Source organism: Methylocaldum szegediense (genome assembly GCF_949769195.1).
Classification (GTDB): domain Bacteria; phylum Pseudomonadota; class Gammaproteobacteria; order Methylococcales; family Methylococcaceae; genus Methylocaldum; species Methylocaldum szegediense.
In genome coordinates this window covers 1,248,931-1,269,958 of the sequence record NZ_OX458333.1, presented here as the reverse complement: position 1 = coordinate 1,269,958, position 21,028 = coordinate 1,248,931, and the positions used below count along the sequence as shown (strand labels likewise).

The following is a 21,028-nucleotide window of genomic DNA, read 5'->3' as shown; positions in this document are numbered from 1 at the left end:
GCCGCCGGAGGGCAAGCCCCACTCGACCTTGCGGCTCTTGGCCGAGTCTCAGGTCAAGTTGGAAATGCCCCAGACGGAGTTGTACGAAACGGTCCGGCGCATGTTAAAAACGAACTCAAACCACACCTACGGTCGACCTACGCGAACCCGTGGACGCAGATGAACCCCAAGCGTTGCGCTTATGAACCATCATGACCTCGGCCTCATACGGTGCTGCGCGGAAGAGTCCTATTTGAGACTCAACCGCTCTTTCGGCGAAACGATATCGCCCGTGATGTCCAAGTCGATCTTCATCCGCTTCGCTGCGGCCTTGGTTGACTTACTGTCCTTGAAGGGACCCGCGATGACCTTGAAGCGGCCGTTTTGCAAAGCCACTACTCGCGCGGGAATCTGGGGCCCCTGATGATTCAGCACCGCCGCCAGACGCTTCGCGCTCAACTCGTCGCCGGACTCCAAGGCCGTGATGTACCAGCCGCTCTCGGTCATCGGCGGCGGTTTCGGCTGACCGTACCACTCGTCTGGGTATTTTAGAGCCACGGCCTTTCTAACAAGATCATCGAAAGTCTCGCTGTTCTCAAAAACCGGTATCGGAACACCGCGGGCCTCGCTCAGGACCCGCTCGATCTTGGGCCAGTCCAGTTTTCGCCCCTGTTTCTTTTCGATCTTCTGGAGCGCGGCAATCAGATTCTTCCTGAGCTGCTTCGCATTGAGTTCTTCGTGAGGCCGATGCGCTTCCAGAAAAAGCTCGCCATCGCGCCATCCTAGCAAATAAGGCTGATTGACGATGCGTACCGGCGTCTTGACCGGCACTTCCTTGTAGAGCGTCTCGATATTTTCTGGGTAGAGACGGACGCAGCCGTTGCTTGCGCGAAGTCCAATGCCGTACGGCTTGTTGGTGCCGTGAATCAAATAACTTGGACGACTGAGATACATGGCATAGTCGCCCAAGGGATTATCGGGGCCGGGCGGCACGACCGCCGGAAGCGGATCGCCCTTCCGCTCATGGTCCTTACGGATGGAAGCCGGAACGTACCAGGTCGGATGTTTCGCCTTTCGCTCGACCACCATGTCGCCGATCGGCGTCGATCGGCCTTCACGCCCGATGCCGACCGGATAAGTGAGCACTTCTCCCTTTTTCTTCGGCGGGAAATAAAACAGGCGCATCGCAGCGAGATTGACGACAATGCCCTTGCGCGGAGCGTCCGGAAGAACGAACTGCATCGGCAGTAAGACCCGACTGCCCGGCTGCGGTGCCCAGAGATCAAGGTCGGGATTGGCGTCACCGATGCTTTCCAGCCCGAGACTAAAGTGTCGGGCTACATCTGGAAGAGAATCTCCCTCTTTAATCTTTACTGTCGCCAGTTGGCCGACAATGCTGTCGTCTTTTCCCAACACAAACCGGTTGCGCTCGATATCTTCGACCAAAGGCTCGACCGGAGCTTTCGGCGCCTCGTACCGGAAAGGCGACCACGCGCAAGCAGGAAGAAAGCCAATCCAACCAAGAACTAAAAGCAGGCGGAGCGAAGCAAGACTCCTCCCAATTGACTCAGGCCATCCCGAACTCTGGTCGCGGCCAGCATCGCTGGCAAGTAACGAACGGTCCGAATACCACGTGGCTCGGCACATAGGAATACCTTCACTCACGTATTCAACCCCCTTCTCGTTTGGCCGAAAAACAGCCGATTATGCAAAGTCCATGCCCTCGAAAGATCTTCTTTGGCTGACGATTGCGCTGCGTGTCGCCGCCTACATTCACACGGTTTCCATTCCGCTCCTCGTGTCTTCTCAGGAATTCCGAAAAGCGCGACACGACATCATCGTCATCAATCGCCATCCGGTTGCCCCCCTTTTCATGGCAATGATCGCACCATATCCAGCAACACCGAAACAATGCGATTTCGCAATCGGCTTTTTAGCCGTTCCAAGGCAGCTATTTGCTCGACAGCTAATGCAGAATGTTGTGCCAGTTGCATAAACGATCTTTGCGGTATCTGAAATGTCGGCGAATGTGATCCAGTTGGTTTTGTAACCAACTAACGGGGACCAGGCCTTGCCTTTAAGTTGGTTTTATTCATCGCGGCCAAGCCCAAATGCAGAACCCCTTCAGCCCACTGTTCAAAAGCCCATCCGGACTCAATTCCGACGAATAAGCCGGCAGGTAAATTACCGTGATGCTATCCTGGCTGAGCTCCAATCAGTAGCATACCGGTTAACTCACGTAGACCCATTACTGACCCAGAACCAGGAAAATCTGGATACGAGCCTTCGAACAAGCTAAGTATCCAGGAGCGGGCACGCGTGTTGGACATTTATCATGCGCCGGAGTTTGCCAGTTCTTCTGCTGAGCTAAATCGGGCATCGGCTGACCGACCAGGGCATGTTGATCTTGCTACGCTTCGATGGACACCCCGTTAATGAGGGCTAAGCCCTTTGAGGTGTTCAGTGAGTTCGAAAGAAGAACAGAGCCGTCGGCGGTATATGGCGGAATTTAAGGAACACGCGGTCAAGCGAGTGCTTATTGGGCATAGCGTGACAGCGGTAGCACGGGAGTTGGCGCAGGTGATAGCTGATTCACAACTGACTGGCCCGTCATCGCCAGTACGCTGGAGCGGATAAGGTGCAGGCCGAGCAAGCGGCGGAGGTTGCTAGCTCAGCGTGAAGAGGAAATAGCGATCTTAAAAAAGGCCGCAGCGTACCCTTCGGCTCGCTCAGGACAGGCTTTGCCAAGAGGAGTCGCGGTGAGGTACGCGTGGATCAAGTCGCAAGAAGGACGCTTTTCGGTTAAAGCCATGTGTGCCGGGTGCTGCAGGTGCGACGCCGAAGTTATGACGCCTGGAAGCGGCCGCGAGCGAGTGAAAGGAAGGCCGAAACCAAACGTCTAGACGAGCCATCCGCAGACATTTCGACGCGCATAAGGGCACTACGGTGCGCCGAGACTGACGGATACTGAGGGTTAGGGCGTAGGCCATTCTCGGGTCGCGAAGCGGATGCCGGTCTCGAATGGCTGCTTAATAAGAACGGGTGTCCACAAAACGGTTGCAAGATCAGCGTCGATCGGACATACCATTTGATCGTCCAATGAATGCTAAGGTTTTGATCCCGGCGGTATTGATCCCATTCTCGCCATAGGTCTCATCCATCCGACAGCCTTTGCCGACCAGTCCGTTCCTGTCTTTTCAAAAGGCCGCTTCCAACCGCACCGCAAACGTCCGGACCCCACGAACTGAGAAACCTCCAATTGGTCTACCGATACCCTACTTGCCTCTCTCACTCGTTTCCTTCAGATCGGCTATGCCGAGAACCTCATGGAGAACCGATGCCGTCCGAACATTCGGTCAACCAGGTCTTCCATTCGTCGAACAGGCGCCTATCGCCGGCGGCGACTACTGAACGGGGCTGTAGCTCGATACTGAAGATGGGTTCGCCTCGCAGGGTCTCGGCTCGTCCCCCAGCTTCGGACAGGATCAGTGCGCCCGCAGCATAGTCCCAGAGCTTTTGCTTGCCGTGCAGATAAACGTGGAATCGGCCGGCCGCCAGCCAGCACCACTCCAAGGCCACCGAACCCAGATTGCGCTGCGAGCTGTAAGGCGGGCGTACCGCCAGCTTCGCCGCCAACGGCCCCAGGCGTTTGAAATCCACAACCGCCAAGCAGCGCCGCAACGGCAAATCGACGGAGGGAACCCTGAGCCGGACGCCGTTCAACCAGGCTCCAAGGTCGCGCTGGGCAGTGAAGCATTCGTCGCGGATTGGATCGTAGACGATGCCCAAAACCGGCTTATGTTCGATGAGCAGCGCCAGCGAGATGGTGAAAAATGGCAAGCCTGCAGTGAAGTTGCTGGTTCCGTCCAAAGGATCCAGACACCAGAGCCCGGCATTATCCTGTTCCAGTAGTTCTTGCTGCCGCAGTGCGTCCATTTCCTCGCTCAACAGAGCGAACTCCGGATAACGCTCTTGCAATCGTGCTGTTAGCCTCTTTTGTACGGCGAAATCCGCTTCGGTGACGACACTGCCGTCGGCTTTGAATAGACGCTCGGTTCCGGCGAACCTGGGCAATAGTTCCTCCCTAGCCGCCGCTTTAACGAGTGTCGCGAGATCGTCTAGGTGGGGGAGCATGATGTTATCCTCTCGGCGGGCTCAATGCATATCGATTGGCCCAAGCGCAACGAATCTCGCAGCCCGGAAATGGTGGGCGCGGCCGATCGACCTTCGCCCATCGCACGCTTGTCAAACTCACCGTCTTCCGAGGTTTCGAGTCCACCTCAGTTCGAAGCAAACAAGGCTTGCAGACGAAGGCCAGGATCCTCGGCGGTCATGAACGCTTCACCGACCAAAAACGTATGGACGCCATAGCCGCGCATGAGGGCTACGTCTTCCGGCGTATGAATCCCGCTCTCAGTCACGACCAGTCGATCGCCAGGAATCCGTTCCAGTAGATCGAGCGTCGTGCTAAGGCGGGTCTCGAAGGTGCGAAGATTCCGGTTGTTGATACCGACTAGCGGTAAATCGAGGCGCAAAGCACGTTCCAGCTCGGACGCATCGTGTACCTCCACGAGCACATCCATACCGAGACCGATAGCGATATCAGAGAGTTCCCGCATGGCTCCGTCGCTCAGGGCGGCGGCGATCAGCAGGATACAATCCGCACCGATCGCGCGGGCCTCGAACACCTGGTACGGATCGATTAGGAAATCTTTCCGCAATACGGGCAGCGAACACGCACTACGCGCCTCTTGCAAATTTGCTTCGGAGCCCTGGAAGAAATCCCGGTCGGTCAACACCGACAGACAAGCTGCTCCGTGGTCGGCATAGCTGCGGGCAATGTCCGCCGGATGGAAATCCGGCCGCATCACGCCTTTGCTGGGCGAAGCCTTCTTGATTTCGGCAATCACCGCGGCCGAACCGCTTTCGACCTTGTTACGTAAAGCTCGGACGAAACCGCGGGGAGCATCGGCCTCCTCCACCAATCGCCGGAGTTCCTCCAGCGGTGTGCGCGACCGCCGTTCGGCGACCTCCTCCGCTTTGCGGGCTAGAATCTTTTGCAGGATATCGGGGGGATTATTCATGAGTGGCAATAGATTGGCTGAATTCGATCAAGGCGTCCAACTTTCGCCGGGCGGAACCGTCGTCGATAGCCGCCTTGGCACGCTCGACGCCCGCTTCCAGGCTGTCCACCAGATTGGCCGCGTAAATCGCGGCTCCTGCGTTGAGAACGGTAATGTCCCGGGCCGGCCCCGGTTCCCGGTTAAGTACGCTCAGCATCATCTTTAGACTCGCGGCGGCGGTATCGACCTTCAGTTCTTTTAAAGGAGCCCGCTCGATGCCGAATTGTTCCGGCGTAAGTGTATAGCTGGTAATGCGACCCTCCTTGAGTTCCGCGACCCGAGTGGGAGCGCCGATGCTGATTTCGTCGAGGCCGTCCTCGGCGTGCACCACGAGTACATGCTGGCTGCCCAACTGTTTAAGCACTTCGGCGAGAGGTTCCACCCAGGTTTCGGAGAAGACGCCCACCAATTGATTAGGCGCGCCGGCGGGATTGGTTAGCGGGCCGAGCAGATTGAACAGGGTCCGCACGCCGATTTCCCGGCGCGGGCCGATGGCATACTTCATAGCGCCATGATGGCGCTGGGCGAAGAGGAATCCCAACCCGATCCGTTCGATACAATCCTTGACCTGATCCGGCGTGAGATCGAGATTGATGCCTGCCGCCTCCAATACGTCGGCGCTTCCGGAACGGCTGGAAACCGAGCGGTTGCCGTGCTTAGCCACCTGGCCGCCGGCCGCCGCGACCACGAATGCTGCCGTGGTACTGATATTGAATGTGTGGTTGGCATCGCCGCCGGTTCCGCAGGTATCGATCAGATGATCGCCCTTGACCGGCACCTTGGTGGCCATTTCCCGCAGCACCTGGGCTGCCACCACCACTTCTTCCACGCTCTCGCCCTTGGCGCGAAGCGCGACCAGAAAGGCTCCGATTTGCGCCGGCGTGGCACCGCCGCTCATGATGGTCCGCATGACCTTGCGCATCTGTGATGCATCTAGATCCTTTCTATCTAGCAAAGTCTGCAGGACGCCTGGCATTTCCATCGAGAGCCCTCACTGGTTCAAAAAATTTCGCAGCAGGTCGTGGCCCTGCTCCGTGAGGATGGATTCCGGATGGAACTGCACGCCTTCGATGGCGAGCTGCTTGTGCCTTACGCCCATGATTTCCTCGATCTTGCCGTCCCGATCCTCGGTCCAGGCGGTAACTTCTAGGCAATCCGGAAGGGTTTCCTGCTCGATCACTAGGGAATGGTAACGAGTTGCCTGGAACGGATTGTTGAGACCGCGAAACACCCCCTGATTCCTATGGTGCACCATGGAGCACTTGCCGTGCATGATGCTCTTGGCGTGAACGATCTTGCCGCCGAACGCGTAACCGATGCTCTGATGCCCGAGACAAACGCCCAAGATGGGATACTTGCCCGCATAACGGCGAATCGTATCCACCGAGATGCCCGCCTCTTTCGGCGTACAAGGTCCCGGCGAAATGACGATCTTGTCCGGAGCGAAGTCTTCGATCTCTTCGACGTCGATCTGGTCGTTGCGCACCACTTCCACCTCGGCGCCCAATTCCGCCAGATACTGGACTAGGTTGTAAGTAAACGAGTCGTAGTTGTCGATCATCAAGACGCGGGATCTCATAAGCTGCGCCCTCCCTCGAGCCCGGCTTCGGCCATGGCGACCGCTCGAAACACCGCGCGCCCTTTATTGAGAGTCTCTTCCCATTCGTTGCGGGGAACGGAATCGTACACCACACCCGCTCCCGCCTGGATATGCAGGATCCCGTCTCGGATAACGGCGGTGCGAATCGCGATGGCCGTATCCAGGTTTCCGGACCAGCCGATGTAACCGACGGCACCGGAATAAATCCCGCGTTTGACCGGTTCCAGCTCGGCGATGATTTCCATGGCTCTGATCTTGGGCGCGCCGCTGACGGTTCCTGCCGGGAACGTCGCGGCAAGTACGTCGTAAGCGTCCTTACCCTTGGCCAGGCGGCCGGTGACGTTGGACACGATATGCATGACGTGGGAATAGCGCTCGATGATCATTTTGTCGGTGACGCGGACGCTGCCGGTCTCCGCCACCCGCCCGGTATCGTTTCGGCCGAGATCGATCAGCATCAGGTGTTCGGCGATTTCCTTTGGATCGGCCAAAAGTTCACGCTCTAGTGCCAGGTCCTCTTCGGGAGTCTTGCCCCGCCGCCGCGTGCCGGCGATCGGTCGGACTGTGATGGTCTCGTCCTCGACGCGCACCAGGATTTCAGGCGAAGAACCGACCACGTAAAAATCCCCGAGATTCAGGTGAAACATGTAAGGCGAGGGATTCAGACAGCGCAAGGCGCGGTATAAATCCATGGGCGAAGCGGAATACGGAATCGAGAGACGCTGGGAAAGAACCACCTGCATCACGTCGCCTTCGACGATGTATTCCTTCACCCTCCGCACTGCGTTTTCGAAACCCTCTTGGGTGAAGCCGGAAACAAAGTCGCTTTCATCGACCTGTTTTTGAGTTCCCTGCCCTCGGTTGCCCGGCAAACGGTTCTGCCGAAGGCCTTGGATCAGCATGTCCAGCCGATCCTGCGCCTGATAGTAGGCGTTCGGTTCGGCCGGGTCGACATGCGTCAGAACCAGCAGCTTGCCCGAAAGATTGTCGAAAACCAGCACTTCCTCGGACACCATCAGCAGGATGTCCGGAACTCCTATCGGATCGGGCTTCTCGCAATGCAACTGGGGCTCGATGTAGTGAATTGTCTCATACCCGAAATAGCCGACCAGCCCGCCGGTAAAGCGAGGCAACCCTTCGATCTGCGGGACTTTGAAACCCGCACCGTAGCGCCGGATCCAGTCGAGTGGGTTGTCGACGCGGTCGGCTTCGACGATGTGTCCGTCCTTCTCGACCATGATGTCGTTACCGCACACCCGGATCACGGTGCGGCACGGCAGACCGATGATGGAATAACGCCCCCACTGTTCGCCCCCGTGTACGGACTCGAACAGATAGGAATAAGGCGCGTCGGCCAGTTTGAGATACGCGCTCAAGGGCGTATCGAGGTCCGCTAGCACCTCGCGGGCGAGTGGAATGCGGTTGTAGCCTTGATCGGCGTACTGCTGAAATCGTTCGGGCGTCATGATGCTTCATCCATTCAGGTAGAGCGGGTTAGCGAAGCATAACCCAACAGGCGGTTGATCGGGTCAAAGCCTTCGGGCTCGACCCTCTATGTTCGAGGCGGGTTCAGCGACGCCATCGCTCTTTCAGAACGGATCGATCCATGGTGCTCACGCAGCTTTCTTGAACAAAGCGGGCAACTCGGTCAGAGAGGAAACAACGGCATCCGGCTTGAGACATTCGACGCCATTGCCGCCGTGATAGCCGTAAGGCACGCAGACGACCATAAATCCTGCCGCCCGCGCGGCTTTCACATCGTTGACGGAGTCTCCGACCATCAGACCGCGGGAAGGTTCGATTCCGAAAAACTCGGCGGTTTTCAGCAAAGGATACGGATCGGGCTTGAGCTTCTCGAACTCATCGCCACAGCCGACGAAGTCCATGTCCTGCAGCACGCCCAGACGGTCTAGCAGGGGACGGGTAAACCTCGAATGCTTATTGGTAACACACGCCAGGCGAAAACCCACCGCCTTGAGCTGCTTCAACGCTTCAGCGACGCCAGGAAACAAGCGGCTTCGATTGCAAACGTTCGCCTCGTACAAATCCATGAACATCGTCAAAGCCTCGTCGAATGGCGGCGGGTTGTCCTGCGGCCAAAGTTCGCCGGTCAGCGCACGCTTCACCAACATATTCACGCCGTTGCCGATCCAACGTCTCACCCGCGGCTCGCCTGCCGAGGGCAACCCCAGACGCCCCAGCACGGCATCAATGGCATCGGCCAGATCCGGTAAGCTGTCGACGAGCGTACCGTCCAGGTCGAAAGCGACGAGATCCGGCGTGTGTACCAGCATCAAACGGCGCGAGCCTTAGCTATCTCTTCCCGCAAGGCACGCACAATCGAGTCGTAACGGTTCGGGTCACTCTCCTTGCCCGCACCGAAAATGGCCGACCCTGCGACGAACGTGTCCGCCCCCGCCGCGGCGATCTCGCGGATGTTGTCCACTTTCACCCCGCCGTCGATCTCCAGGCGGATGTTGCGCCCGCTGGCCTCGATACGCCGCTTGGTCTCACGCAACTTGTCCAGCACGTACGGAATGAAGGATTGACCGCCGAAACCGGGGTTCACGGACATGAGCAGGATCATGTCTAATTTCTCCATCACATGATCCAAGTAATTGAGCGGCGTCGCTGGATTGAACACCAGCCCCGTCTTGCAGCCCGAGTCCTTGATGAGCTGAAGCGTGCGATCCACATGCTCGGACGCTTCCGGGTGAAACGTGATATAAGTAGCACCGGCCTTCGCGAAATCCGGGATAATCCGATCCACCGGCTTGACCATCAGGTGCACGTCGATGGGCGCGGTAACTCCGTACTTCCGAAGCGCCTCGCACACCAAAGGACCGATAGTGAGATTGGGGACATAATGGTTGTCCATGACATCGAAATGGACAATGTCCGCACCGGCGTTCAAAACGTTTACGACTTCTTCACCGAGGCGGGCAAAATCGGCAGACAAAATCGAAGGCGCAATCCAGCTTTCATTCATAGGCGATGGCTCTCTTTAAGCAAAAAACGGAACGCTTGAAACGTTCCGACTAAAATCGAGTTGGATAGTCTCAACTTATTTTTACATTTCCCGGTTTTTTCCGAGTCCGGTCCGAGTGGATGGGGTATTTTCACATTTGGCTTCCGGAGGGGCAAGCTGAAGCCTTCTCGACATTGCCCGTCCGATGCACCGAAAGATCTCTATTCTTTTAAAAGGAAGTTCCGATCATCGACGGGGCTGTCGCAGGCTCTCCTGAATCTGTCGAAATGGCTTGAATGAAAATCTATTGACTCATTTCTTGAATTGAGGTCCAGTCGAGCGAAGAAAAGCCATATTGTTTGAGAGGAATATGGTAAAGAAGACGCCGAAGGAAGAAACCACCATACCGCCCGGCACGCCATGGTTTCACTGGAAGTACGGCGAGAACGGTTTGGAGGCTTGCTTGATTATGATACGCGGCCCTCAGGTCGGAAGGCGGGTCGTACTTGATAAGGACGAGATAGTCCTCGGCCGTTCTAAGAATGCGGATGTCCAAATTGAGGAAAGTTGCGTTTCACGGCAGCACGCAGTCATCAAAAGAGAGGCGTCGACCTTCATCATCATCGACCAGAACAGTACCAACGGAACTTTCGTCAATTCCGAGAGGCGCGTGACCTGTGTCCTGCGCGACCAGGATCTGATCACGATCGGAAACACGATCTTCAAGTTCATCGCCAAAAACAGCCCGGAACTCCACTACCACGAGGAGTTACATAAGCAGGCCAGCCTCGACCCCGTGCTGCAAATCCACAACAAGCGATTCTTCCTGGAATACCTCGAACAAAAGTGCCATCGCAGTCTGCTCTTGCCGACCAAATTGGCCATCATTCTGTTCGATATCGATCACTTCAAGCGTATCAACGACACCTATGGTCACCAAACCGGAGACCAGGTCTTGCTGCACGTCGCCAATATCGTAAAGAGCCGCCTGCGAAACAGCGATATTTTCAGCCGGTACGGGGGGGAAGAATTTGCGGTCGCTCTGCCGGATAGCGACGCCGAACAAGCCGGGATGACAGCCGAAAAATTACGGCGCGCCGTCGAGGCCACGGCCGTCATCCGCGACGAAGACGAAATTCGAGTGACCATCAGCCTCGGAGCCGCGTCCCTAGAACCCGCCGGGTCGCCAATACGTTCCTGGCGGGATTTGATAGAGCGCGCGGACAGCGCGCTATACGAAGCCAAGAAAGCAGGCAGAAACCGAACCATTGTCTATCGCGGGACTCGGTAAACGCCGGCGTACTGCTAAAATGGCGCTTTCATTCCGCCCTAGCCAATAATCCTCATGCCCGAGCCAAACGAAAAAAGACTCGTCCTCGTCGACGGTTCCTCGTTCCTCTACCGCGCGTTTCACGCCCTACCGCCTCTCAATAACTCGCGAGGTGAACCGACCGGCGCGGTACTAGGCGTCGCCAATATGCTGCGCAAGCTGATCGGAGAGTATGAGACTTGCCATATCGCGGTCGTATTCGACGCGCCCGGAAAAACGTTCCGCGACGACCTTTTCGAACATTACAAAGCACATAGACCGCCGATGCCGGATGAACTTCGGGCGCAGATTCAGCCTCTGCACGACATCATTCGGGCGCTGGGGCTGCCCTTGCTGATCGAGCCGGGCGTAGAGGCCGACGACGTCATCGGAACTCTTACGATGAAAGCGGTCGAGCAAGGGTATTCGGTCGTCATTTCCACCGGCGACAAGGACATGGCGCAACTGGTCAACGACCGGGTGATACTGGAAAACACCATGTTCGACACCCGCCTCGACGTCGAGGGCGTGAAAACCAAGTTCGGCGTGCCGCCCGAACGCATCGTCGACTATCTGGCCTTGGTGGGCGATACCTCGGACAACATTCCCGGCATTCCCAAGGTAGGACCGAAAACCGCGGCAAAATGGCTGACCCAATACGGCTCGCTCGACGCTATCGTCGCGCATGCCGACGAGATCGGCGGCAAGGTCGGTGAGCACCTCCGTGCCCATCTCGATCAAATTCCCCTGTCGCGCCAGTTGGCCACCATTAAATGCGACGTGGAACTATCGATCGGTCCGGACGATTTGAAGCGAGCCGAACCTGATCACGCCACCCTTCGGGAAATCCTGGTCCGTCTCGAATTCAACTCTTGGCTCCGGCAGATGGATGGTGCGAATACCGTTGAGAAACCGGCCGCTGCCGCTCCTCAAGGGGTAACGAAAGGCAATTATCAAACGATCTTGAGCGAGGACGAGCTGGAGCGCTGGCTCAAGAAACTGGAAGCCGCGGACTACTTCGCTTTCGACACCGAAACCACCAACCTAGATTACAGCCGAGCCGAAATCGTGGGGCTCTCTTTCGCGGTGGAACCGGGCGAAGCAGTCTACGTCCCGGTGGCTCACGACTATCCCGGCGCGCCCGCGCAGCTCAGCCGCGACTATGTTTTGGAAAAGCTTCGGCCTTTGCTGGAAGATCCGAAGCGCCCTAAGATCGGACAGAATCTCAAATACGACGCCAACGTTCTCGCCAATCACGGCGTCTCGCTGACCGGCATCCGCCACGACACCATGCTGGAATCCTATGTGCTCAACAGCACCGCCACCCGGCACGACATGGACTCCCTGGCCGAACTCTATCTCAATCACCGCACCATCCATTACGAAGACGTAACCGGAAAAGGCGCGAAACAGATTCCTTTCCAGCAGGTCAGCATCGAAAGCGCTACCGAATACGCGGCGGAAGACGCCGACATCACCCTGCGTCTGCACCATCACCTTTGGCCTAAGCTTGAGGCGGAAGCTTCGCTCAAAACCCTCTACGAAAGTATCGAGATTCCCCTGCTTCCGGTCCTGTCCCGCATGGAATGCACCGGCGTTCTGGTGGACGCGGTCAAGCTGGCTCAACACAGCCGGGAACTCGAAAAGCGCATGCTGGAGATCGAACAGGAAGCCTGCAAAGCAGCCGGCTGCCAGTTCAACCTAGGATCGCCCAAGCAGATCCAGACCATCCTTTATGACAAGCTGAACCTGCCGGTCGTCAAGAAAACACCGACTGGTCAGCCATCCACCGACGAATCGGTGCTGCAGGAACTGGCCGAAAGCTTCGAATTGCCACGGCTGATCCTAGATTACCGCTCCGTTGCCAAACTCAAGTCCACCTACACCGATAAGCTCGCGGAGCAGATCAACCCCCGCACCGGGCGCGTCCATACCTCGTATCATCAAGCCGTGGCCGCCACCGGACGGCTTTCGTCCTCCGATCCCAACCTACAGAACATCCCGGTGCGCACCGAGGAAGGCCGCCGCATCCGCCAAGCCTTCATCGCCCCCCCCGGACGCAAGATCCTCGCCGCCGATTATTCACAGATCGAGCTCAGGATCATGGCGCATATTTCGGGCGACGCCAGCCTCCGCGCCGCCTTCCACGACAACACCGACGTCCACCGCTTCACCGCCGCCGAAGTGTTCGGCGTGCCGCAGGCCCAGGTCACACCCGACCAGCGCCGTTCCGCCAAGGCGATCAATTTCGGCCTCATCTACGGCATGTCCGCCTTCGGCCTCGGAAAACAGCTCGGCATTCCCACTAGTGTCGCGCAACGCTACATCGATCTTTATTTCGCCCGTTATCCCGACGTCAAAGGTTACATGGAAAGAACCCGCGATATGGCGCGAGAAAAAGGCTATGTGGAGACCTTGTTCGGCCGCCGCCTCTACATTCCGGAAATCAACTCCCGCAACGCCCAGCGCCGCCAGTATGCGGAGCGCACCGCCATCAATGCCCCGATGCAAGGCACCGCGGCCGATATCATCAAGCGCGCCATGATCGCGGTCGACGCCTGGATTCAGGAATCCCGCGCCCCGGTGTGCATGATCATGCAAGTACACGATGAACTCGTGTTCGAAGTGGCAGAGGATTATGTGGACGAGGCTGCCCGCGAGATCGGCAACCGCATGTGCCGCGCGGCTCAGCTTGCGGTGCCTTTAGTGGTGGATGTGGGGATCGGGTCGAATTGGGATGAGGCGCATTGAGGCGTTAAGAAAGCTCTGAGAATCCCCATCTCGCTGGGAGACGATTGGGGTGAGGGCGTTTCGAATAGGGCTTTTCTCTTTACGCACAGTTCCATAGCGTCCTAAAATTCGGCTCCTTTGCCCCGCTCCGATACATCGAACTGCCGTGTCGGCAAATCAAAAAAGCGGAAGCCGTCTTGCCCTCAGATCCGATCCAAGGGACTGACCACCCCTCGCCCACCCCGGTTCAGCACATGGGTGTAGATCATCGTGGTCTGCACATCCTTATGGCCCAAGAGTTCCTGAACTGTCCTGATGTCGTAGCCGGACTGCAGCAGATGTGTCGCGAACGAGTGACGCAGCGTATGGCAAGAAGCCGGCTTCGTCAGCCCCGCTTCGCGAACTGCGGTCCTGACGGCGCGCTGCAAGACTTTCTCATCGAGATGATGCCGCCGCTCCTTGCCGGAAAGCGGGTCGATCGAGCGTTGGCTGGCGGGGAAGACGTACTGCCACCCCCATTCGCGCCCCGCGTTGGGATATTTGCGTTCCAGGGCAAACGGTAGATACACCTCGCCAAACCCCTCGTGCAAGTCCTTTTCATGTACGGCCTTCACCTTCTCCAAATAGTGCTTGAGTGGTTCTACCGGTGAATCCGGCAGCATCGTAACCCGATCCTTCGCGCCTTTGCCGTCGCGCACGACGATCTGGCGCATCGCGAAATCCACATCCTTGACCCGCAGCCGCACACACTCCATCAGACGGAGGCCAGAGCCATACAACAAACTGGCCATAACCCAATTGCGCCCATCCAAATGGGCGAGCACGCTTTTGACTTCCTGTACCGTCAGCACCACGGGTAAACGCTGGGGCTTTTTGGCCCGTGTCACGTTCTCCAACCAGGGCAGTTCGATCCCTAACACCTCTCGGTAAAGGAATAAAATCGCCGAAAGCGCCTGCGACTGAGTGGATGCTGCCACATTTCGCTGCGTCGCCAGATGAGAAAGAAAGGCTTCGACTTCCGGTGCGGACATATCCTTCGGGTGGCGTTTGCCATGGAATAGTATGAATCGTTTGATCCACTGGACGTAAGCGTCTTCCGTGCGCAGGCTGTAATGTTTGACGCGGATTTTGTCCCGCACTTGATCCAATAATTTCGGCTTGCTCGGCATAATGGACAGGTGTATAAAACCAACGGCGACCGACCCTGCTAAAGATAGCAAAGCCTTGAAATCTGGGCGGTTCCTGACAGCAAAATCGGTTTATACCCCACAAGTGGCGTAAGATAAGGCGCCTTTTAGGGGATCTACTTCATGTTAGATGTCGGAAAACGAGCCATGTACGCATACGTTGACGAAACAGGAAATACGGGGCCGAACATCTTCGATCCAGAGCAGCCCGTTTTTATGACAGCGGCCCTAATAACAAAAACAAATTTTGACTTGGTGCATAAGAAGGAGGTTGCTCGAATCGCACGGATCGTCGGTGAAACCGAGTTGCACGCCAATGTCATAGGCATTGATCGCATAGAACAGGTCGCCGGGGAACTTCTCGCTCTCTTCAAACGAAGTGATGCCAGATTTTTTGTGTCTCGCATAGAAAAAAGGTATTTGGCTGCGACAAAGTTTGTCGATACTCTATTTGACTCATTCGAAAACAAGGCTGTCCCGTGGCACGTCTATAACATGCGGCCTATGCGCCTGTTGTTAGTATTTAAGGTTGCTTCAATACTAACCGAAGATACCGCGAAGAAATTTTGGGAATCTATCTTGGAGAAGCGCGAGCAAAGAGCGTATGAGATATTTATTGAGTCGCTTCAGGAGCTGAGAGAAAACGTCATTGACTTACCCGATCAGAGATCACGTCAGCTAATAACAGAGGCCATTGATTGGGCCACGCAAAACCCTGAAGCCATATACATCCACACAAACTCTAAAGCTGCTAGGCTTGGGCATTTGCCAAACTTGGCAGTGTTTCCGAACTTGTTGGACGGAATCGAACAGCGCTCAAAGCTATGGAAGAGAAAGGTCGTTGAAATCGTCCATGATCGTCAAAGCCAGTTTCAAGGAACACTTCGGGATTGGCATGAACTCTACAAGAATGCTGCGCCGGACGTCATAACTTGGACCATGGGTGAAAAATATACTCTTCGGCGCGTAGAAGGAAGTGAGTTTAGAGTAAGTAGCGCCCACGAAAGCGCGGGAATTCAAGCGATTGACGCCGTTCTGTGGCTCTTTAAGAGGGTGATAGAGGAGAAGCCGCTTGGCTACCGCTCAGCACGCTTAATGAATCATGTGTTCAAACGCGCCTATCAGAATGACCTGTCATTTGATGCCGTAGGACGCTGGCTTGAAGGGTTTTTTGCAGATCTTTACTCCAGGCCATTCACTGAAGAACATCAGAAGCGAGCAGAAGAATACGGTCGCCTTGCTGAGCAGAGAAGGCAAGAGGAAATGCTTCATTATGCACAAGAGAAGCTCAGCGAAAGCATCTAACACGACGCTCCAGCCGACATCAGGCCGCTATGCGGCCTTCCTCGGCTGAGCTTGGGCGTTATGCGCTCACCAGCAATATTTCGTGATCACACTTTCGGGGGCACCTATGACCGTCAATAAGCGTTCAGTGATTTTCAGCATTGTGTTGCTAATGCTAGGCGCTCTTACGGGCGCCATAGTTTCGCTGATGTGGTATGACCGATACTTCAAGGTACCGTATGAGGCTTCGTCAGCCTGCTATGCGGAAATTAGCAAACGCCTTGATGGCCGCGTCAGTTCACGGTATGTATCTGGCGGCAAGAGGGACTATGGTTGGGAGCATTGGGCAGGTCTATATGATGGCCCTGGACCCAACTTCTCAAACCGCACACTTCTGGGTGTTGCTCATTGCAAAATCATCAATGAATACAATGTCTCGACTGGCAAGCTGGAGCCGAAAGTCGCAGAGCTGACAACTTCATTTGATCACCTTTTACAGAAAAGCCCTTAGCCCCACGCGCATAACAATTCGTTCAAGCCGAGCCCGCTTCGCGGCCTCGTGCAAGTTCTTGCAAGTTTCACTTGCCCAAGGCCGCAAATCGGCCCGGCTTAACTCAGGCGTTAGGCAGCGCTGGACCAAAGTTTTTGCTGTTCGGGTTCGGGAAACTGGAGATTGATCGCAGTTGCATTCAAAGCCTCGGCCACAGACTCCGTGCAGCCTCAGAGCGGGCTGCACTCCGTCTGTGGGACAGTTCACGCCAGAAGCATCGCGGGTCAAGCGTCAACACATCGGCCAGGTTTGTGGCACACTCCGGCCAGTTCAATCGGGTTGTGGCAGCATGGCGTCTCGGCCAGTCGCTGCCTAACAATTCATTCAAGCCGACACCGCTTCGCGGCGCGGCTTAATTCAGGCGTTAGCTGGCACTTTCGATGATCGCGAGGAAGACATGAGCGAGCGAGATACAAACAGCCTTACACCGAAAGAGTGGATCTCCGGTATTGGCGCCTTGTTTAAATTATTCGGGGTAATCGTATTGCTCGTGTACGCATGGCTTTTTGCGCTGGAGTTTTATAGATCAAGCAGAATTGAAGACATCGAACTGCCCGGTGGGAAGTTCTCCTCAGCCATGTACGATGCTCAGTTTTGCAGAAGCAGTCCGAACTATCGAATTCGAGGGATCTATGGCTCGACACGGATTGGGCTTTGGCTTGATAGAGTGAGTTTTAGGTCAGAAGCTTACGTGCACGCTAAAGACACCTTGACGGCCATCTCGGCCGCGCAAGAATATCAACGCGTTGGAGATGAGGCCGCAGCCAATCAAGCTATTGAGGATGCTCAGTCGCGGCTGCGCAGGGCCATGGAGTCATACGTCGCATCAACTTGCGTTGATGCCGAAATTAAGAGGCGTACTTACTAACGCTACTTCGCAGGCGGCTAGAACCGTCGTGCCTTCGAGAATTCTCTATGCCTGAGGTTGGATTGCAAGGACAGGCACTTCTGCTCGACGGCAGCCGCGGAGTGCCAGCTAACAATTCATTCAAGCCGACGCCACTTCGTGGCGCGGCTTAACTCAGGCGTTAGGCGCCTTTTCCAGCGACAGCGTGAGCGGACATGTCCGAGGAAGATAACCCGCACTTCTTGAAGGGCCATGCGCTGGATCTTAAGCAGATCCGGCTCGATCTCTATCGGCTGGCGTGCTACTTCGAGGCGAGTCGTCATCTCGTGGGCCGGGAGACAAACGGGAACGCGTCTGAAGACGAATATATTCCGGATCTCCCGAAGGAATTTTTCAAAGACGAAGTAAGCCGTGTGCTACTGCAGTCTGCGATCGTGTTACGCATTCTGGATGACGAGTCAGAAGCGGATCGCGATGAGCGAAATCCATTTATCTGCGGAACGCTGGAACTAGACGGCGGTTCGGAACCGCTTGGACTCCGAGAAGCCTGCAATAAGATTCTTCACGCCCGACGCATGAACTATGACAAATGTTCGTCGGAGCAGAGAACGCCAAGAGATGGGCGGCATGATTGGTATCGGCCATACTTATACCTCTATGGAGTCCAGGCTCGTAAACACTGGCGAGCGGCATTGGATGTCAGGGCGTTTATCAATCATGGAGCGCGACTGTTAAGAGCGCGGACACTCTCAGAATTCATCGAATGGAATGAAAAATACGACGGCGCCTAACAAGCAGTTGCAGCGGACGGTCATACAGCATCGCGGCGACGCCACGCGGCAGCGCGCCGCCGCTGAACTGCGGCGTTATGCATCTGATAATCGGTGGAGATGGTGATTGTGAAAAAAGCTGTTTTGTACGTTACGGTAGGAGCCACCTTTCTTGCTTCGGGTTGCAGTATGACGCTTCCCGTTAGAGGTCAAGTTCAAGGAACAAATGAGTCATTCACTGGCGTGGCAACTGGATATATGGATGGCGGCGGCGATCTCACAATAGTTTCGACTGCCGGGGTCAAATGTACTGGAAACTTCGTTTATGTCACGCGCCGAAACGGTGAAGGGGTCTTTAAGTGCGATGACGGGCGGTCAGGACCATTTCAATTCGTTTCGACTGGAACGCGAGGAACCGGTTACGGTGACTTGGGCGGTCGGAGGTTCACATTTACCTTCGGTGGGGAGTAGATGCATAACCATTGCGTGAACCGGACCACCCGCCAGCGGGGCTGGCGGGTTCCCTGCGCGCTTCGCGCTCCGGCGGCCGGTTACGCAAGTCGTTAGCTTGTAAGAGAAGGATTCGTACCTTTACCCTACGTTCCACCAAGAATCGGAGGCTTCACCCTTGGCCAAATTTCTGAATACCAGCGCCACGAACTATTTCCTTGAAGAATTGATAAAGAATGCATCGGATCGCCTCATTCTTATCAGTCCATTTTTGAAACTGAACGACCGGATCAAGGAACTGCTGCAAGACAAGAATCGGCTGAAAATCGATGTTCGGATCGTTTACGGCAAGAACGAGCTGCAGCCGGAAGAAATTAATTGGCTTCGTGAGCTAACCTATGTTCGCACAAGCTTTTGCAAGAACCTCCATGCTAAGTGTTATCTGAACGAAGAAAGCTGCATCATCACCAGCCTCAATCTTTACGAATTTAGCCAGGTCAATAACAACGAGATGGGGGTTGCGCTTAGTCGTTCTGAAGATGTGGAGCTGTACCGAGAAGCCTACGAAGAGGCTCAACGTATTATCCGTATCAGCGACGAAGTCCGAATGTCCTTGGAAAAAGTCACCAAGGAAGAAAATCCTTCTGCGGGATCGGAAGGGGAGGAAGGGTCGGATTCGGACAAACTTACGTCCTCAAAACTGGCCAAGAAGCTGGGGCTTGGAACGCAAGATCTCCTCGATAGGCTGATTGCCGTTGGTCACCTCGAACTGAAAGAGGGAAAGTACTACCTCACTGAGTCGGGCAAGGCCGTGGGCGGAGAGTTCAGAATGAGCAAGCGGTTCGGCCCATATTTCTTGTGGCCATCGTCCTTGGTGGTGGAGTGAAAGCTTGTGTGTAAAGGGGTCAGGCTTTCGTTATTTGCCTTAGATTTATTTCTCAGACGCAACTCCGTACTGAAACCAAAGAAGCGGAAATCAAATAATAAATGTCTGACTCCTTCACTCTTCCACAAATGGTCCACAGTTGCCGTACGACGCGATTCTATGGCTGGTTGTGGAGCCCAAACAGTATCGTCCAACCGTTCGCTCCAAGTGATGGTCCTCGCTCAGCCACTTTAAGCCGCGCCTAAGCACGGGCGTTACGCTGCGAGAGGATGGATCAATGTAACTTCCCGACTTCGCTCCGAATTGAAATCTCTGTTAGAAAAAGCATCGGCCGCAATCGGTTTCCATTACACTGACGAGCACATCGATACGGCTAGCCAGCTCAGCGGCGAGCCCGCCTGGATTCGGGGTAATGCGACGCCACGATGTCGCTGCCGGAAGGCGATGACGTTTTATGGTCAGTTCGATTCGGTCGATGACGAGGTCGATCTCGCCGACTATTTGATGATCTATGTATTCGTTTGCTTCGGCTGCTATGAAACAACAAAATCTGTCCTTCAACCGAGGTGGCCGAGCATAACAAGCCGTTTGACCGATCGCGCCGAAACACGTGTTCCGGGTTAACGACGACCTTAGCCCGCACAAAGTCGCTATTTCAACCTACTTACACCGGGAGCAACGCGATGAGCAGTTCTATACGTACCTGCCTCTGGTTCCATGACGGTCGCGGTCGTGAGGCCGCAGAGTTTTACTGTTCTCTGATTCCGGGAAGTCGGGTGGAGGAGGTCTTCGACATCTCCGGAGATGGCACTTCTTGGCTAATCAACTTCACGCTAGGCGGGGTGCCGTATCAGATCCTCGATGCAGGCCCGATGTTCACCCTAACCGAGGCCGTGTCGATTTCGGTTGAGACGGATGATCAGGCGGAGACCGATAGGCTTTGGACAGCGTTAACCGCAAATGGCGGCGAGGAAGGCCGCTGTGGCTGGCTCAAGGACCGCTATGGGGTGTCCTGGCAGGTTTTCCCGAGGCGGCTGACAGAGTTGACCTTGAGTGCCGACAAGAGTGTGTCGACCAAGGCGATCTCGGCGATGATGAAGCAAAAGAAGATCGACATTGCCGAAATCGAAGCGGCAGTTCGTAGCTAGAAGTCCATAGCCTAACAATTCATTCGCGCGCTCCGGGTTAACGGCGCGGTTAGGCGTCGGCCATGAGCTATTCGCGTATTCGCAAGCACGACTGCGAGCTTACCGTAGCTGATCTCGAGCAGCATGCGGTCTGGGAGTTCACACTCGATGAGAAAGGTGGGAAACGCAGGGGGGCTTCTTGTCCCGCGTCACATTCT

The 21,028-nt window shown here is 55.8% G+C and carries 18 protein-coding genes; 9 read left to right on the top strand and 9 right to left on the bottom strand.

Annotated elements, in window-relative coordinates:
* Nucleotides 1-228: 228 nt before the first annotated feature.
* On the bottom strand, nucleotides 229-1,425 hold the full coding sequence (locus tag QEN43_RS05310) for a L,D-transpeptidase family protein (protein ID WP_202901067.1): 1,197 nt from the start codon (nucleotides 1,423-1,425) through the stop codon (nucleotides 229-231).
* Nucleotides 1,426-1,696: 271 nt separating this feature from the next.
* Here QEN43_RS05310 and QEN43_RS05305 point away from each other — a divergent pair, with 271 nt between their 5' ends.
* Nucleotides 1,697-1,975 carry a hypothetical protein gene (locus tag QEN43_RS05305; protein ID WP_026608998.1) on the top strand — a complete coding sequence of 93 codons (279 nt, stop codon included), beginning with the start codon at nucleotides 1,697-1,699 and terminating at the stop codon, nucleotides 1,973-1,975.
* A 1,328-nt stretch (nucleotides 1,976-3,303) separates the two neighbouring features.
* Here the strand turns inward: QEN43_RS05305 and QEN43_RS05300 are convergent.
* From QEN43_RS05300 to rpe, 7 genes are all read right to left on the bottom strand, one after another.
* Nucleotides 3,304-4,113 (bottom strand): inositol monophosphatase family protein, encoded by an 810-nt coding sequence (locus QEN43_RS05300; protein ID WP_026608997.1) that lies wholly within the window; start codon nucleotides 4,111-4,113, stop codon nucleotides 3,304-3,306.
* A 146-nt stretch (nucleotides 4,114-4,259) separates the two neighbouring features.
* Nucleotides 4,260-5,063 (bottom strand): indole-3-glycerol phosphate synthase TrpC, encoded by an 804-nt coding sequence (gene trpC, locus QEN43_RS05295; protein ID WP_026608996.1) that lies wholly within the window; start codon nucleotides 5,061-5,063, stop codon nucleotides 4,260-4,262.
* The gene (gene trpD / locus QEN43_RS05290) at nucleotides 5,056-6,084 is read right to left on the bottom strand and encodes an anthranilate phosphoribosyltransferase (protein ID WP_026608995.1); all 1,029 of its coding nucleotides are present in this window, start codon (nucleotides 6,082-6,084) and stop codon (nucleotides 5,056-5,058) included. Before trpD ends, trpC begins: the two co-directional genes overlap by 8 nt.
* 9 nt (nucleotides 6,085-6,093) lie before the next feature.
* Nucleotides 6,094-6,681: an anthranilate synthase component II gene (locus QEN43_RS05285; protein WP_026608994.1), complete on the bottom strand. Its 588-nt coding sequence runs from the start codon at nucleotides 6,679-6,681 to the stop codon at nucleotides 6,094-6,096.
* Nucleotides 6,678-8,168 carry an anthranilate synthase component I gene (trpE, locus tag QEN43_RS05280; RefSeq protein WP_026608993.1) on the bottom strand — a complete coding sequence of 497 codons (1,491 nt, stop codon included), beginning with the start codon at nucleotides 8,166-8,168 and terminating at the stop codon, nucleotides 6,678-6,680. The genes QEN43_RS05285 and trpE overlap by 4 nt, the downstream gene beginning before the upstream one ends.
* A gap of 147 nt (nucleotides 8,169-8,315) precedes the next feature.
* A complete protein-coding gene (locus QEN43_RS05275; RefSeq protein ID WP_026608992.1) occupies nucleotides 8,316-8,996 on the bottom strand; it encodes a phosphoglycolate phosphatase in 681 nt (226 codons plus the stop codon).
* Complete coding sequence (rpe, locus tag QEN43_RS05270; RefSeq protein ID WP_026608991.1) at nucleotides 8,996-9,691, bottom strand: ribulose-phosphate 3-epimerase; 696 nt, start codon at nucleotides 9,689-9,691, stop codon at nucleotides 8,996-8,998. The genes QEN43_RS05275 and rpe overlap by 1 nt, the downstream gene beginning before the upstream one ends.
* A gap of 349 nt (nucleotides 9,692-10,040) precedes the next feature.
* Between rpe and QEN43_RS05265 the strand changes: the two genes are divergently transcribed.
* Both QEN43_RS05265 and polA read left to right on the top strand, forming a co-directional pair.
* Nucleotides 10,041-10,961, top strand: a complete 921-nt coding sequence (locus tag QEN43_RS05265; protein ID WP_051331395.1) for a GGDEF domain-containing protein — start codon at nucleotides 10,041-10,043, stop codon at nucleotides 10,959-10,961.
* 54 nt (nucleotides 10,962-11,015) lie between these two features.
* On the top strand, nucleotides 11,016-13,730 hold the full coding sequence (gene polA / locus QEN43_RS05260) for a DNA polymerase I (protein ID WP_036267724.1): 2,715 nt from the start codon (nucleotides 11,016-11,018) through the stop codon (nucleotides 13,728-13,730).
* Nucleotides 13,731-13,912: 182 nt separating this feature from the next.
* Here polA and QEN43_RS05255 read toward each other — a convergent pair whose 3' ends face one another.
* Nucleotides 13,913-14,878: an integron integrase gene (locus QEN43_RS05255; protein ID WP_119629835.1), complete on the bottom strand. Its 966-nt coding sequence runs from the start codon at nucleotides 14,876-14,878 to the stop codon at nucleotides 13,913-13,915.
* Between the two features lie 165 nt (nucleotides 14,879-15,043).
* Here QEN43_RS05255 and QEN43_RS05250 point away from each other — a divergent pair, with 165 nt between their 5' ends.
* The 6 genes from QEN43_RS05250 (at nucleotide 15,044) to QEN43_RS05225 (ending at nucleotide 20,831) form a co-directional block, all read left to right on the top strand.
* Nucleotides 15,044-16,201: a DUF3800 domain-containing protein gene (locus tag QEN43_RS05250; protein ID WP_317963788.1), complete on the top strand. Its 1,158-nt coding sequence runs from the start codon at nucleotides 15,044-15,046 to the stop codon at nucleotides 16,199-16,201.
* Nucleotides 16,202-16,307: 106 nt separating this feature from the next.
* Nucleotides 16,308-16,691 (top strand): hypothetical protein, encoded by a 384-nt coding sequence (locus tag QEN43_RS05245; RefSeq protein ID WP_317963787.1) that lies wholly within the window; start codon nucleotides 16,308-16,310, stop codon nucleotides 16,689-16,691.
* 436 nt (nucleotides 16,692-17,127) lie between these two features.
* A complete protein-coding gene (locus QEN43_RS05240; RefSeq protein ID WP_317963786.1) occupies nucleotides 17,128-17,598 on the top strand; it encodes a hypothetical protein in 471 nt (156 codons plus the stop codon).
* Nucleotides 17,599-17,792: 194 nt separating this feature from the next.
* Nucleotides 17,793-18,368 (top strand): hypothetical protein, encoded by a 576-nt coding sequence (locus tag QEN43_RS05235; protein ID WP_317963785.1) that lies wholly within the window; start codon nucleotides 17,793-17,795, stop codon nucleotides 18,366-18,368.
* Nucleotides 18,369-18,975: 607 nt separating this feature from the next.
* On the top strand, nucleotides 18,976-19,683 hold the full coding sequence (locus tag QEN43_RS05230) for a phospholipase D family protein (RefSeq protein WP_317963784.1): 708 nt from the start codon (nucleotides 18,976-18,978) through the stop codon (nucleotides 19,681-19,683).
* A gap of 683 nt (nucleotides 19,684-20,366) precedes the next feature.
* On the top strand, nucleotides 20,367-20,831 hold the full coding sequence (locus tag QEN43_RS05225; RefSeq protein ID WP_317963783.1) for a VOC family protein: 465 nt from the start codon (nucleotides 20,367-20,369) through the stop codon (nucleotides 20,829-20,831).
* Nucleotides 20,832-21,028: the final 197 nt, after the last annotated feature.

Excerpts from the sequence above, each read along its gene's own strand:
- QEN43_RS05305 (WP_026608998.1), top strand. The coding sequence starts at position 1,697 with ATGCCCTCGAAAGATCTTCTTTGGCTGACGATTGCGCTGCGTGTCGCC.
- QEN43_RS05300 (WP_026608997.1), bottom strand. The coding sequence starts at position 4,113 with ATGCTCCCCCACCTAGACGATCTCGCGACACTCGTTAAAGCGGCGGCT.
- trpC (WP_026608996.1), bottom strand. The coding sequence starts at position 5,063 with ATGAATAATCCCCCCGATATCCTGCAAAAGATTCTAGCCCGCAAAGCG.
- trpD (WP_026608995.1), bottom strand. The coding sequence starts at position 6,084 with ATGGAAATGCCAGGCGTCCTGCAGACTTTGCTAGATAGAAAGGATCTA.
- QEN43_RS05285 (WP_026608994.1), bottom strand. The coding sequence starts at position 6,681 with ATGAGATCCCGCGTCTTGATGATCGACAACTACGACTCGTTTACTTAC.
- trpE (WP_026608993.1), bottom strand. The coding sequence starts at position 8,168 with ATGACGCCCGAACGATTTCAGCAGTACGCCGATCAAGGCTACAACCGC.
- QEN43_RS05275 (WP_026608992.1), bottom strand. The coding sequence starts at position 8,996 with ATGCTGGTACACACGCCGGATCTCGTCGCTTTCGACCTGGACGGTACG.
- rpe (WP_026608991.1), bottom strand. The coding sequence starts at position 9,691 with ATGAATGAAAGCTGGATTGCGCCTTCGATTTTGTCTGCCGATTTTGCC.
- QEN43_RS05265 (WP_051331395.1), top strand. The coding sequence starts at position 10,041 with ATGGTAAAGAAGACGCCGAAGGAAGAAACCACCATACCGCCCGGCACG.
- polA (WP_036267724.1), top strand. The coding sequence starts at position 11,016 with ATGCCCGAGCCAAACGAAAAAAGACTCGTCCTCGTCGACGGTTCCTCG.
- QEN43_RS05255 (WP_119629835.1), bottom strand. The coding sequence starts at position 14,878 with ATGCCGAGCAAGCCGAAATTATTGGATCAAGTGCGGGACAAAATCCGC.
- QEN43_RS05250 (WP_317963788.1), top strand. The coding sequence starts at position 15,044 with ATGTACGCATACGTTGACGAAACAGGAAATACGGGGCCGAACATCTTC.
- QEN43_RS05245 (WP_317963787.1), top strand. The coding sequence starts at position 16,308 with ATGACCGTCAATAAGCGTTCAGTGATTTTCAGCATTGTGTTGCTAATG.
- QEN43_RS05240 (WP_317963786.1), top strand. The coding sequence starts at position 17,128 with ATGAGCGAGCGAGATACAAACAGCCTTACACCGAAAGAGTGGATCTCC.
- QEN43_RS05235 (WP_317963785.1), top strand. The coding sequence starts at position 17,793 with ATGTCCGAGGAAGATAACCCGCACTTCTTGAAGGGCCATGCGCTGGAT.
- QEN43_RS05225 (WP_317963783.1), top strand. The coding sequence starts at position 20,367 with ATGAGCAGTTCTATACGTACCTGCCTCTGGTTCCATGACGGTCGCGGT.